This is a genomic window from Enterovibrio sp. QJM3NY_24 (assembly GCF_057786035.1).
In genome coordinates, this window is sequence record NZ_CM173520.1 from 150,483 (window position 1) to 164,587 (window position 14,105).

The window sequence follows — 14,105 nt, forward strand, 5'->3', positions numbered from 1 at the left end:
TTAATTACTTGTAGAAAACTTCTACTTTGCCTTTCAGCGTCATCAGAAGCGGTTGACCACGGCGGTCCAACGCTTTTGGTGATGGGAATTTCACCCAACCTTCGCTGATGCAGTATTCTTCAACGTCAAAGCGCTCTTTGCCGTTAAAGACAATACCGATTTCGTGTTCAAAACATTCGGCTACATGATGCGGGCTACGTGGATTGCCTGCAAGGCGATCTGGCAAAGCGGGTAGCGAGTTAGTGTCGTTCATGTTCGTGACCTGTAGTCAAAAAAAGTGCGTCATTGTAGTCAAGATAACGCCCGCGCTCAAGCAGCGAAAACAGTTACGTCGTATTGTCCAAAAATGCAGCTAGCTTGATGCTTAAAATGCTTAAAATGCTTAAAATGCTTAAAATGCTTAAAATGCTTAAAATGCTTAAAATGCTTAAAATGCTTAAAATGCTTAAAATGCTTAAAATGTTTGAAATGGCGGATATTTGGCTGATTACCTTTCACATTACCGCTTACAAGCACTCACATCAAAATGCGCAACTTACGCGTTTCCACTTAAGAATTCTCAGCTAAATACTCTTCTAAGCGATCTGACAGCCATGCTGTGAGTGCACCTGTGTGCCCATCCATCGAAGTGATTTGACCATAAGGTTGTAATTGCATCGCGCTGGAATGGCGCAATACCTGCAATGTTCCGCTTCTTAAGTACTTTCTTAACAGCACTGATGGGACGTTTGACCAACCAGAACCGTCTAAAACAGCATCGCGTAAGTGCTCATAAAAGGGCAGGGCGATGTAGTGCGGCGAGATAGGGTCGAGGGCCTTTAGGCCTTCATCATCGACATACGCGAGCGTCACTTCGGTATAGCGTTCTAGATCTGCCCGCTGAACGCGTTTGAGTTTGGCGAGAGGGTGGTCTTTATGAACCACTGACATCATACGGATCTGCCCGAGTTTTTTAGAGCTGATGCGACCAAAGGCACGAGTTTCCGGCAGCAGACCAAAGGCAACATCGACCATGTTTTCATCGACCATTTCGTATAGCTCTGGCGGTGGTGCGACATATAGCGACACGCTGGAGTCAGGAAATAGCTGGTGGATTTCACGCATGGTGGCACGCCAGAACGCTTCGGGAATGGCGTCGTCTCGACCAATTCGCAGCGCGGATTCAATGCCACTTTCAAATTGACGACACTTGGCACCGATATCATGGACGGCTTGTAGCACCCGTTCGCAATCGTCGTGGATCATGCGGCCTACGTTGGTGAGTGTGACGCTGTTACCAGAGCGGGCCAACAGTTCTACTCCAAGGTTATCTTCTAATGCACTGATGGCTGCACTGACTGTGGTTCGGCTTTTTTCTAGCTCGCGAGCGGCTCCGGCAATGGAACCTGTTTCGACGGCGGTGAGGAACATTTCTATTTGGCTACTTCGCATTTTATGTCCATGTCGGCGCATGTAATCGGCAAATTGATTTTAACTCTAAATAAAAAGAAGAAAACCCCAGCGACCAAAAAGTTGTCGCTCAGTAACTCATTGGTTGCCAAAAATGGCTGTATTGTGGTTATCAAAGCGCTATTGGAAGGCGCTGCAGTCAAATTTTTTGTCACTTGTGGGGATTTATGTCGTGTGAATATGCGAAAGAACGTAACTTACTGAAATTTTCTAGTTTTGCTTGTTTTTGCTTTGCTGCATTGGGTGTTGGGATCGGTCTTTGGGCTGGATCTATGGCGATAGTCTTTGATGGTGCTTACTCTTTGGTCAGCTTGTTTCTGTCATTGATGGCACTTGGCGCAACGGTTTACATTAGCAATGGCACAGCAAAAAACGGAAAATCAGGTCAGTGTGTTTCTGCGCAGAAAGCCGCGGTTATTGAATCATTGGTGGTTTTGATTAAAGGTCTCGCCGTATCAGTGGTCTGTGTGGTGTCGTTTGCATCTGCCTTTGAAGCAATGTTTAACGGCGGCCGTGAAGTAAACGCAGGTTTTGCGCTGATTTTTGGTGTGGTGAATCTTGTTGGTTGTATGTTGTGTTACCAATTCGTCAAGAAAAATGCGGGTAAGCAGCCGTCGACAATTTTGAAAGCTGAAGCCAGTCAGTGGTTGATGGACACTGTTATTAGTGCAGCAGTGTTGGTTGGCTTCATCGTCGCAGCAGGTTTGATGGAAGCGGGTATGAGTGAGTATGCAATTTACGCTGACCCAATCATGGTCATTTTGGCTTCTGTCTATTTTGCTACCGTACCTGTGAAAATGGTGGGTGATTCAACGAAACGTTTGTGGAGCATCTATCAGCAACAAGATAGCGTTTCTGGTCATCGTGTATTGGCTTGAAAGCACCGCAATTAATCGACTGACATTTCAGGAAAGGGACAGCTCGACGAGCTGTCCCTTTTTTTGTCTGATGTATTCACCTGTGCTCTCTCACATCCCCGAGCATTTGCAGTTAAAACGGAAAAATTAGTGCTTATTTGTTGATAGCCGCTCTGCAAGTAGTTCAATCCAATGTTTAACCGGCACATCGCTGCCTGATGATAGGTGAAGTTGGCAGCCAATGTTCGCGGTCACGATAACCTCGGGGCTGTCACCTTGCAGTGCTTCGAGTTTTCGTTTCAACAGCGTTTGACTCAGTTCAGGTTGTAACAACGAATACGCCCCCGCAGACCCGCAACATAAGTGCTCTTCTTGAGTTTTCGTTTGGATCACGCCCAGTTGCGACAGTGTTTTGTATAAATTGTCTTTGCGGTCGATACCGTGTTGTAGTGAACATGGGCAATGCACTGCAGCGCGTTGATCACTTTTCTTGAGTGGTAAACGGCTCAAATCTTCTTGCGCCAAGATGTCGCTTAGATCTTTGGCAATGGCAGCCACCGCATTCGCTTTATCTAGATACGCCGCTTCATCGCTTAATAGCTCTGGGTATTCTTTAATGGAAATCCCACAGCCAGACGCGGAAATGACAATGGCCTCTGCGCCATTTTCAATGTGTGGCCACCATACATTGATATTTCGTTTGGCTTGTTCGATGGCACGTTGGTGTTCCGCAAGATGAAGGTTCATCGCGCCACAACAGGTTTCTTTGTTGATGGTGATAAGCTCAATGCCAAGGTGGCTCAATACGGCTCTTGCCGCGGCCAATGTGTTTGGGGTGAGCGCCTGTTGCACACAGCCTTTAAAACCAATCATGGTTCGGTGCGCTTTTGTTGTTGAAACTGGCTTGGGTAAATGTAATGCGGAGACGCTGGCATAGCGCTTGTGAGTCTGCGCCATGGGTAGCTTTTTCTGCAAGGCCTTGGGTAAAAGAAGTCTAAAGGTTCGAGCAAGTGTCATGCTCATACTAACCAATAGAGAATGTGGGAAAACGCGGGTAAGGATGAATAGATACAGTTTTTCTTTTGCTGTTCTCGGGACTTTCTTTTCAAGTTGCTGTCGGCCGATATCAAGAAGTTGGCCGTATTTTACGCCGGATGGGCAGGTGGTCTCACAGCTTCTGCATGTTAGGCAGCGATCGAGATGCCGCTGTGTGTTTTCGGTGACTTCGCCCCCTTCAAGCATCTGCTTTATCAAATAAATGCGACCGCGTGGTCCGTCTCTTTCATCACTGAGTTCTTGATAGGTAGGACAGGTAGCATTGCAGAACCCGCAGTGTACACAGCGTCGCAGTATGTCTTGGGCTTTTTGTCCTTCTTTTGATTTTAGAAACGTCCTGTCGAGGTTCGTTTTCATCGTGAATTCTCTCCAAGCCAAGAATACATGCGACCTGGATTGAATAGGCTTTGCGGGTCAAAAGCGGCTTTGAGTGCTTGATGCAGTCGTTGATGCGTCGGTGATAACGGATGAAAGCAGGGCTGTTGTCTGTTTTCATTGCTATAGCAAGCAACGTGTCCGCCGTGTGCCTCTGCGAGCGGGACTAATGCATCGAGTGTTGCGTCTGTTTTTACCCAACGAATATTACCCGCCCAATTGATCAAACTGTGTTCATATTGCACCAAATGCGGTGTGGCGGGATTAATCGAAAACCGATAGAGCTTGCCACTGTTGCTAAAAAACGGATGACGAAAATTACGAATTGATCGCCAGAATAGCGATTGATGTTGCTGTGTTTCACCGCCGATTTCTTGCGCGGTGCTTCGCACTGTTTGTTCTGAACCAGCAAGACGAAGATACAAACAGCCTTCCACCCATGCAGCGCCAGAAAGCGGGTAACCTTTGGCGACAAGGCTTCGCATTTTTGTGATGGCTTGCTGAGCATCCATGTGTAATTGCAAGGTTTCTACCTGCTCGGGTTTTGGCATGACGCGAAGACTGACTTCCGTAACAATACCCAATGCACCCATGGCGCCAGCTTGAAGGCGTGACAGATCGTAACCCGCCACATTCTTCATGACCTGACCGCCAAATCGAAGATGTTCGCCAAGGCCGTTGATCAGTTTTACGCCAAGAATGGCATCGCGCAGTGACCCATGAAAAGGGCGAGAAGCGCCATTGATGTTACAGGCGAGTGAGCCGCCTAACGTTGCCTTTCCTTCAAATGCAGGCGGCTCGCCAACCAGCATTTGGTTGTATTCAGCGAGTACAGATTGCAACTCGGCGATGCGGGTGCCGGATCGTGCGGTGATCACCAGTTCAGTCGGGTGATAAGCAATGATGCCATTATGGTTGGTCAATGAAACGGGCTGGCCGACCGCTTCACGACCGATGAAGTGTTTTGTATTGCCACCAATCAGATTGAGAGGCGTGTTGCTGGCTGTTGCATCCAAGACTTGTTCAATGAGGGAGTGGGTGACATGAACCATTGGGGGCGCCTCCCTTTTCTTGCTTAGATTGGCTGCGCTTCATTATCGTGTGTTCTTGGCAATGCTTGGGCGTAGGAATGCCTTTTCCGGGATTTAGCAGGCTGTCAGGGTCAAACGCGGCTTTCACGCGCAGAAACTGAGCGAGTTCGGCATCGTTAAATTGCTCATACATTTGATCGATCTTTTCCATCCCGACACCGTGTTCTCCGGTTATGCATCCTCCGGCTTCGACGCAAATTCGCAAAATCTCTGCACCAAAGGCCTCAGTTTTTTCTAGCTCGCCCGGTACGTTTGCATCAAACAGGATCAAGGGATGAAGATTCCCGTCGCCGGCGTGAAACACGTTCGCGATGCGTAAATCATAGTGTTGGGATAAACGGTGAATTTCGGTTAAAACAGGCGCTAATTGACGGCGCGGAATGGTGCCATCCATGCAGTAATAATCGGGAGAAAGTCTCCCTACAGCGGGAAAGGCGGATTTCCTGCCTTTCCACATAAGTGCACGTTCAGCGTCGCTGTTGGAAACCTTTAATGAAGTCGCGCCGGCTTTGTCTAAGATGGACTGTGTAACAGTCAACTGGTGGTTCACATCGTCAGCATTACCATCAAGCTCACACAGTAAAAGAGCGTGTGCATCTTTCGGATAACCGGCATGAGCAAAATCTTCTGCGGCTTGAATGGCATAGCTGTCCATCATTTCTAAACCAGCAGGAATAATGCCTTGGGAAATGATGTCGTTGACGGCGTTGGCGGCATTCTCGACGTTGTCGAACCCTGCGACGATCACTCGTGCCAGCTCGGGGATGGGTAAGAGTCGGACGGTGATTTCTGTCACCACACCTAACATACCTTCAGAACCTGTCATCAAAGCAAGAAAATCAAACCCTGCAATGTCTGCGCTTTTGTCGCCAACGGACAAACGCGCTCCCTGTGCTGTCACAACAACCAAGGAGATAATGTTGTGTACGGTAAGGCCATATTTGAGGCAGTGCACGCCACCTGCATTTTCTGCGACATTACCGCCAATCGAGCAAGCGATTTGTGAGGAAGGATCGGGCGCGTAGTAAAAACCATAATCGGAAGCAAATTCTGATATCGCCAAGTTACGAACACCGGGTTGGACAACCGCGAGGCCACTTTTTATGTCGATATTAAGGATGCTGTTTAGCCTAGCAAGAGAGAGCACAATGCCGCCTTCGATCGGAAGCGCACCGGCGGAAAGGCCTGTTCCGGCACCGCGCGCCACAACGGTGATCTGGTATTGGCTACAAAGCGCCATGATGGCCATGACTTCTTCCGTTGAAGCCGGAAGCACCACGCAGGTGGGTAGAGAACAATATACAGACAACCCATCACACTCATACGGGTGGAGTGTTTCCTTATCCACAATGATGTGTTCACTGCCGACGATGCGCTCAAGCGCGTCGAAAATTGCTGCTTCCATGCATGTCTCCCGTTGTGTATGTATTCGGATGTTAAAACGTTAGTCGATCCTGTTACCTTGGCGCGGACAATCCCTACACTGCTCGGTAAAAGTGTGGAGCATGTAGCTTATTCACCGCAACGCAATACAGAATTGCTGTCAGCGAACCAACCTATTATGGGTGATAGCGTTGTGTATGATTCCTCGGTATCGTTCAGGCTTAACACGTTAATTCATATTGGATTTCCACGGTGAAGCGCTGTATGGTTTCTGTTCGCTAACGGAGGGATTATGGATAGCCTAAAACTGAAACTGCCACCTTTGCTTCAAGTCATTATTGTGATGTTACTAATGAAAATCATCGCTTCGGCGACTCCCGCCATTAGCTTTTTACTGCCTGTTTCTAAGCCCTTATTTGTATTGCTGGTCGTGTTAGGTGGGGTATTTGCTGTATCCGGTGTTGTTGCATTTCGTCAGCATCAAACCACGGTAAATCCAACGCTGAAAACGGAATCTACTTCATTGGTGCAATCGGGCGTTTATCGTATTACACGTAACCCAATGTATGTGGGTTTCTTGCTTTTGCTCGTGGCGAGTGCTTTCTATTTTGCTAACCCGTACACCTTACTAGGTTGCGTACTGTTCGTGCTTTATATGAACAAGTTTCAGATTGAGCCGGAAGAAGACTATCTGGCAAGCCAATTTCCTGATGAATACCCTGCTTATAAAGAGAAAGTTCGCCGCTGGCTTTGAAGCATTTTCACTTCATTTGGTTGCGCTAAAGTGAGATCTATATGTTTCATTTAGCGAGTAGTGCGAAGAAAAAGACAACATGCGTATTTATGTTCGATAAACTCAAGGTATCTCAGATGGAAACCAACAACTAATTCAAATGCTTGCCATACCTGTTCCTTTCGTTGTGTCACTGCTGCTTGTGATTGCCGCCATGCTTTTGTATTTAAAGCTGGGGCAATCCGGTATGAAATCGATCCTGTTCGCGCTTCTTTGTGCCATTTGTACGTCGGTAGTTGGACTACGTTGGACGTTTGACCTCCAAATGCTGAGATTTATTCAGCCTATTTTGGCATCGATTCTGCCAGTTGCTGCGTGGTATTGTTTTGCGAGAGCGCATCATACAAAGCCGCCTTCTCGTTGGCATTGGTGTTGGCCTTTTGTCATAGCGGCTTGTTCGTTTAATTATCAAATTTGGCCGCAAGCAACTGATATCGTGTTAATTGCTTTATATGTGGGTTACGGCGGTGCATTGATACGTTCTTCTTTCACAATGCCGGAAGAGGTGCGCTTATCAAATGTCGAAAGAGTCATCATGGCGGAACGAACAGCAGGGGCAATGCTGCTTTTCTCTGCTTTTATTGATAGCGCGTTGTCGTTTGATTTCGTGGTCTATAACGGCGACCACGCGGCATTCATTATTTCACTGTCATACCTTGTTTTGATCCCTATGGTGGTTATCGCAGTGGCGATTGTTGGTTTCAGTACGCTGCAAAACCACACAGAGACGACGAGCGAATCAACACGGATTTTGGTCAGTGACGCCGATAGACAAACGCCTGAATCACCCACACAGAGCAAAACTCAAATGTCTGATCAAGATGCTACCGATATCATGAACAAGCTTGATGTGTTGATGATAGAAAAGGCATCATTTCGAGATCCCGACATCACGTTAAGTCGTTTATCCCGGCAGCTTGGGATACCAGCCAAACAGGTTTCTATCGCAGTGAATCAAATTCGTGGTGAGAATATTTCTAAAGTTATCAATGCTTATCGCATTGAACATGCGAAGGTTTTGTTATCAACAACAGAAGACAGCATTACGGATATCTATCTTGTCTCTGGATTTCAGACTAAATCGAATTTTAATCGAGAGTTTCTTCGCGTGACGGGTCAAACGCCAAGTGCCTTTAGAGCCTTATCGGAATCGCCGTCTTAGTTATCGCTCACGGCTGGGGGTGACTGCCGAGTTAAAAAACTGCGTAATATCCGTGAATATTTGGTCGTGTAGCGTATTTCTGTCTGTACCAACTCCGTCCTTACATACCACACCATCACCGGGCCGTTCCTCTTCTAATATTTGGTTTGCTCCGGGTTTACACAACTGCATAAAACTGAAATGGGTCGCTTGCTCAAAAACTTTATAATGGCGGTTGAGTAAGGGAATGTGTTCGGCAAGGTAGCCAGACTCCAATGCTTGCGGCAAATCACCGATATCAATACCCGCTGCCAGAATAAGTACCGGTGTATTGATGGTATTTAGACTCGCTGTCGAGAAACTGCGGGCAAGGCCGAGGTCAAGAATAACAACGTGTTTGAACCTATCATCGGAAAAGTCGCTGGATGTTGGCTCGGCCATTTGTGAAGACTGTAATCCAAGCTCCGTTGCCAGCCCACAAGTCCGTGGGTTGGGAAATAAAAGACACTGTTTTTGGAAGGTGTCTCGGTCGAATTTCGCGCCCACTAACTGCGCAACACTCCAGCCCCCTAATGAGTGTCCAACAGCCGATATGTTGTTGGCATCAATGACACGATTCCAGCGCTCATCGCCTAACAAAAAGTCCAACACTCGTGTTAAATCGCGAGGACGTTGCCACCATTGTTCAGCTTGATGGGGAGAAATATCAAAAGTGGTGGTGCCGGGGTGATCAGGGGCTGCGACGATGTAACCCTTTTTGACCAGATCGTTTGCCAGCCAGTTGAGATTCCGCCAACTGCCACGGTATCCGTGTGACAACAAGACGACGGGATGTTGGGCCTGATTCACTATTGCATTCTTCACAACAGGGGTGCCTTGAAATGCAATGTTGTCTGCGACCAATGCGGCTGGAGAGGTGTCAATTGTTGGATACCAAAGCGTGACATTTAACGGGCGATGGGGATCATCTTCAAGTTGAAATTGAGTGAATCCGACGGTATTTGCTAACGCATTGAAAGAAAGAAAGAGCAGTAGCAGAGAGGCAATAGGGTTCATGTTGTCATTCCTTGTCAGAAGGTTGTATCGAATACGGTTTCGAATAATATTCCCTCAAACCCAGTATTGATGCGCCTTAAAACCGGATCGAGGACGACCTAAAACCGATTCGAGTACCTATTACGCGCAATTTTCACCTTTCCTTTTCTTTCTTCACTAAAGTATTCCAATCCTGAGATTTAATGATACTGTATATAAAAACAGTTAAGCTAGGTGTCTTCGATGCTCACATCTCTTTCGATTGCTAACTATCGATCTATCATGTCTCTTACTCTTCCCCTTGGGGCGTTGAACCTGATTACAGGACCTAACGGCAGTGGTAAATCGAACCTTTATAAAGCGCTTCGTTTACTGGCCAAAACGGCCTCTGGTGGCGTGATCAATTCACTGGCGGAAGAAGGTGGTTTGCACTCAACCTATTGGGCGGGGCCAGAAACGATCTCTGACGCGATGAGGCGCGGTGATGTTGAGGTTCAAGGCACTAAGCGAAACAATCTGATGAGGCTTAAGCTGGGATTTGCCAGTGACACCTTTGGTTATGCGATCTCGTTGGGGCTTCCTGCACCGCAGCAATCTGCATTTGCGTTTGACCCTGAAATTAAACACGAATGCATTTTTAACGGTGACTATTATCGACCGGCAAGTTCGTTGGTTGAGCGTAAAGGGGGCGTCGTTAAGATCCGTCAAGGCAGGCAGTGGGAAGTGATTTCTCAACACATTCCTAATTACGACAGTCTGTTTGATTCTCATGCCGACCCGGCGTCGGCAGCGGAAGTTTTCCATGTTCGAGAAATGATTCGAAGCTGGCGTTTTTATGATCATTTCCGTACTGACAGCGATGCCCCTGCACGAAAACCACAGCTCGGCACACGGACGCCTGTGTTACATCACGATGGTCGAGACTTGGCAGCTGCGCTACAAACTATTATCGAAATTGGTGACAATGAAGCGTTAGATCACGCCATAGAAGACGCCTTTCCCGGTTGTAAGCTGCGTGTTGTCACCAAAGACGATGGCCGTTTCTCGTTGGAGTTTTTCCAAAAGGGTTTATTGCGACCATTAACGGGCGCAGAGCTTTCTGATGGAACGTTGCGATTTGTGTTGTGGATAGCGGCACTGCTTACGCCAAGGCCGCCTGCGTTGATGGTACTGAATGAGCCGGAAACCAGTTTGCATCCTGATCTATTGCCCGCTTTGGCGCGTTTGATTGGTCATGCTTCACAGCACTCCCAGATTTGGGTGATCTCTCATGCAAATCGACTTATCAATGCACTGAATGAACATCCCGATTGCCATTCCATCGCGCTGGAAAAAGTGTTGGGCCAAACGGAAGTGCAAGGCCAAGGAATGCTAGATGGACCGAATTGGAATTGGCCTGAATAGATCAGAATATCGAGTGGGATTGGCAAAAGTGACAAAAAATCGTGATAAATGTCTCTTTAAAATTGTCAGCTAACTCCTTTCGTTTCAAAGGAAAAGATCAGGTGTCAAAATTAATGCCCAAAAACGTATGCAATTCTGTATGTGGAAGTGAAAATTTGTGCCTATAATTATTCCGCTGAGACGATTTTAGGATGAGCGTGCTGTAAACATGTTTGCATATTAAGTGTGATGTGTTCATCGCTACACGATGAAAAGGAAAACCACCATGCGGGTTCCATTTATTATCAAACTTTTGTTTCCAATTTTGCTGCTGATGGGCTTGATGATCAGCCCTGTGCTTTATGCTTTTTAGCTAGCGTGGATTCGATTAGGAAAAACAGCCACCTTTTTAGGTGGCTGTTTTTTTATGGGTGTTGAATATTTCGGGGTTATACCATTTGGCTTTCGAGTGAATTTTCTTTGTCTAGTGGATACACGGAGACCGCGAATTTAAAGGCCGCAGGGACAAAATAAAACGAAAGTAGCGTTGTGAGTAGAGTACCGCCTGCGATGGCAATTGCAAAGGGAGGCCAAAATCCACCGCCAGCTAAAATTAACGGTAAGAAGCCACCAATCGTGGTTATCGTGGTAGAAGTAATGTGGCGTCCACAACTGCTGACTGCTTCAACAATAGCATCTCTGTTTCCCGCTACCGCAGCAGGGCTGGCTTTGAGTTCAGCCAATATGACGATGGCGGCATTGATAGCAAGCCCCACCAAACCCAGTAAACCAATGATCACGGTAAAACCAAACGGGTAACCAAAAATCCAGACAGACAGTAAGCCCAGCCCGGCGGCTTGTGCACCGACTAAGAAGATGATCCCGCCCAACCTGAATGAGTTAAAAGACACCACCACAACCGCAATCAACAACGTAATGACTATGGTCAGGTTTGCCATTAGTTGGTTAACAGACTCATTTCGCTCAGCCGATTCTCCTCCAAACTCAATTCGATAACTCGGGGGCAACTGAATGTTGGCTTCGGCGAGTTTTTGGTTGAACGCATTGAGTGCGGTTTGAGGCAGCACGCCTGCAGTAAGGTAGCCTTCAATGACATTAACACGTTCACCGTCACGACGCGGAATGGCGCCTCGGCTTGGCTCTACATTCAAATCGGCGATGGCGGTAAGAGGAAGATCTATTGGTCCTTCATTGCCAGCTAGCGGCAATCTGATCCGGCTTAATTGGGAAAGGCTGGTGCGTGATTCGTCATCCACTCTGACTCTCACAGGAATTGATTCTGTTTCTTCAATCACGCTGCCTTGCACAATACCGGACATAGAGGCGTTAAGCAGCGTGGCAACCTCGCTGAGGGACATACCTGTCAGTTGGCTTGCTTCTTCATTCACATTGATGGTGATTTTTGGCACGCCGGGCTGCAAGGTTTCGCGAGTGTTGATCACATCAGGTGTTTGCGCCATCAGTAGACGTATTTCTTCGCCAATTTCACGCAATGTGTTGAGGTTTGGCCCGTATACACGAACTTCAAGTGGTGCATTAAACGGAGGGCCTTGTTCAAGCTTTCTAACCAAAATTTGGGCGTGAGGCAGGGCACGAGAGAGCTCACTTTGCAGCTGAGGGATCATTTCGTTTGCGGCACTAAAATTTTTGGCTTTTACCATGGCTTGAGCGAAATTTGGTGCGCCACGTTGTCTACCCATCATGTTGTAGTAGAACGATGGGTAGTTGCTACCTACCACCCAGCCAATACTCTCCACATCGTCATTGTTTGTCATGATGCTGTCGATTTCTTGCGTGGTTTCCAAAGTGGCCGTCATGCTGGCTTGCGGTGCTAGGTAAACCTGAATTTCAAACATGTCTCGGTCTGAAGGTGGGAAGAATTGCTCGGTGAGTTGACCTGCTGCCCAAAATCCTGTCATGGGCACGATGAACACTAAAGGAATAGTGATCAGTGGGAAACGAATAGCGCTATGTATAGACGTTCTAAACAGTGCGCTTAGCCAAGGGAGTGTAATGCCAGCGTGATACCAACGCGTGCTGGATTCGCCTGCAGGCAACCATCTTGCAGCAAAGGCAGACACGAGCAGTTGGGATACCAGGTAAGAGCCAATCAAAGAGAAACTCACGGTGATGGCGATAGCACCAACAAATTCACCAGCCGGCCCTGGCATTAGGAAGATCGGGGCGAAAGCCAAAATGGTGGTGAGGGTCGATCCCAGAAGAGGTAACCAAAGGTGGTGAATCGCGCGCATGGCGGATTCTAGTCGTTTCACGCCTTGCTGGCGGTAGTGCTGAATGGTATCGACCATTACGATGGCATTATCCACCATAATACCTAGCGATACGATCAAGCCCGTGACGGACATTTGGTTTATCGGTAGGCCAGTGAAACTCATCAGCGCGAGCGTAAATGCTGAAGCAATGGGAAGCGATAGTGCAACCAACAATGCGGAACGAAAACCCAAAGTAATAAACAGAACAATGAGCACTAGCCCAAAACCAAGGAGCAGGCTTTCGACTAAATCAGACAAGCGAGTTTCGGTATAACGTGCCTGCTTGAAAATAGGTTCAAGCGAAATATTGGCGGGTAGTTCGGTGCGAAAAGCATCTAGCATGGTCTCTGCTGATGCCGTCCAACGGTCTACACGAATATCACTTTGCATGCGAGCTGATACAAGTACCGCGGGTTTCCCATCAATAATCGCTATTTGGGCAGGCGGAGATGCAGCGGCTCTTTCTATCGTGGCAATATCTTCAAGCCTAACCAGAAAACCATTGCTATCTATGGCAACGGGAACGCGTTTGACTCGGTCTATAGAATTGAGTGCTCCTGCGACTTCGAGCTGAAAACGTGCGTCTTTACTGTGAAGTTCACCAGCAGCATTTTTTGCGTCTGCACCAGAAATTGCGTTGGATAGCGACAGGGCGGATTGACCTAATGCGCTTGACGCGGCGACATCCAATGTGACTAGAATTTCCTCATCGGGCAGGCCATGGATATCGACAAAGTCCGTATCAGAAAGGTTTCGCCATCGCTTGGCGAGTTCACTGGCATAGCGACCCATGATCAAGGCGTCAGGTTCACTGCCACCTTGCCATTGAAGCGCGACGATGTAGGTAAAGGCGTTGGAATGGTCATTGTCAAAATTAGGTGCCAAGGCACCTTGAGGAAGCTGTGGCGTTGCATCGCCTAACTTATCGCGAATCTTCGACCAAACCGGTTCTGCGTTGATTATTTCATCATTTAGCTCAACGGTGATCACTGAAATACCGGGTTTAGATTGTGATTCGATGAGGTTAATGTCATCTAAACCTCGAAGAGAACGTTCGATCTCTTCGGTGACGAGGGCTTCAACCCGCTCTGCACTCGCGCCGGGGTAAACAGTGGTGATCGTCGCCCATCGGTTGACCAAGGCCGGATCTTCAGCTCGGGGTAATGTCGACAGTGCCGATAGCCCTGAGACCAAAACTAGCACAGTAAACAACACCAATAGTCGTGTATTTTTGAGCAGCTTTTCCAT

The 14,105-nt window shown here is 47.6% G+C and carries 11 protein-coding genes; 4 read left to right on the forward strand and 7 right to left on the reverse strand.

The window, feature by feature from the left end:
• Positions 1-4: 4 nt before the first annotated feature.
• Both AC3CIC_RS17005 and AC3CIC_RS17010 read right to left on the reverse strand, forming a co-directional pair.
• Entirely contained in the window at positions 5-253 is a 249-nt protein-coding gene (locus tag AC3CIC_RS17005; protein WP_017003401.1) for a DUF3297 family protein, read from the reverse strand.
• 296 nt (positions 254-549) lie between these two features.
• Positions 550-1,431 (reverse strand): LysR family transcriptional regulator, encoded by an 882-nt coding sequence (locus tag AC3CIC_RS17010; RefSeq protein ID WP_488516457.1) that lies wholly within the window; start codon positions 1,429-1,431, stop codon positions 550-552.
• A gap of 185 nt (positions 1,432-1,616) precedes the next feature.
• On the opposite strand from AC3CIC_RS17010, the gene AC3CIC_RS17015 reads away from it, so the two are divergent.
• The gene (locus AC3CIC_RS17015; RefSeq protein ID WP_029486187.1) at positions 1,617-2,327 is read left to right on the forward strand and encodes a cation efflux transmembrane domain-containing protein; all 711 of its coding nucleotides are present in this window, start codon (positions 1,617-1,619) and stop codon (positions 2,325-2,327) included.
• Positions 2,328-2,453: 126 nt separating this feature from the next.
• Here the strand turns inward: AC3CIC_RS17015 and glcF are convergent, their stop codons facing one another.
• The 3 genes from glcF to AC3CIC_RS17030 are packed head-to-tail and all read right to left on the reverse strand — an operon-like array spanning position 2,454 to position 6,233.
• Entirely contained in the window at positions 2,454-3,719 is a 1,266-nt protein-coding gene (gene glcF, locus AC3CIC_RS17020; RefSeq protein ID WP_488516458.1) for a glycolate oxidase subunit GlcF, read from the reverse strand.
• Complete coding sequence (gene glcE, locus AC3CIC_RS17025) at positions 3,716-4,789, reverse strand: glycolate oxidase subunit GlcE (protein WP_488516459.1); 1,074 nt, start codon at positions 4,787-4,789, stop codon at positions 3,716-3,718. Before glcE ends, glcF begins: the two co-directional genes overlap by 4 nt.
• Positions 4,761-6,233: an FAD-linked oxidase C-terminal domain-containing protein gene (locus tag AC3CIC_RS17030; protein WP_488516460.1), complete on the reverse strand. Its 1,473-nt coding sequence runs from the start codon at positions 6,231-6,233 to the stop codon at positions 4,761-4,763. Before AC3CIC_RS17030 ends, glcE begins: the two co-directional genes overlap by 29 nt.
• A 270-nt stretch (positions 6,234-6,503) precedes the next feature.
• Between AC3CIC_RS17030 and AC3CIC_RS17035 the strand changes: the two genes are divergently transcribed.
• Entirely contained in the window at positions 6,504-6,965 is a 462-nt protein-coding gene (locus tag AC3CIC_RS17035) for a methyltransferase family protein (RefSeq protein ID WP_488516461.1), read from the forward strand.
• Positions 6,966-7,104: 139 nt separating this feature from the next.
• Complete coding sequence (locus tag AC3CIC_RS17040) at positions 7,105-8,166, forward strand: helix-turn-helix domain-containing protein (RefSeq protein ID WP_488516462.1); 1,062 nt, start codon at positions 7,105-7,107, stop codon at positions 8,164-8,166.
• Here the strand turns inward: AC3CIC_RS17040 and AC3CIC_RS17045 are convergent, their stop codons facing one another.
• Complete coding sequence (locus tag AC3CIC_RS17045; RefSeq protein ID WP_488516463.1) at positions 8,167-9,201, reverse strand: alpha/beta hydrolase family protein; 1,035 nt, start codon at positions 9,199-9,201, stop codon at positions 8,167-8,169. It abuts the gene before it with no gap.
• A gap of 222 nt (positions 9,202-9,423) precedes the next feature.
• On the opposite strand from AC3CIC_RS17045, the gene AC3CIC_RS17050 reads away from it, so the two are divergent.
• Positions 9,424-10,584: an AAA family ATPase gene (locus tag AC3CIC_RS17050; protein WP_488516464.1), complete on the forward strand. Its 1,161-nt coding sequence runs from the start codon at positions 9,424-9,426 to the stop codon at positions 10,582-10,584.
• A 428-nt stretch (positions 10,585-11,012) separates the two neighbouring features.
• Here the strand turns inward: AC3CIC_RS17050 and AC3CIC_RS17055 are convergent, their stop codons facing one another.
• Complete coding sequence (locus tag AC3CIC_RS17055; RefSeq protein WP_488516465.1) at positions 11,013-14,105, reverse strand: efflux RND transporter permease subunit; 3,093 nt, start codon at positions 14,103-14,105, stop codon at positions 11,013-11,015.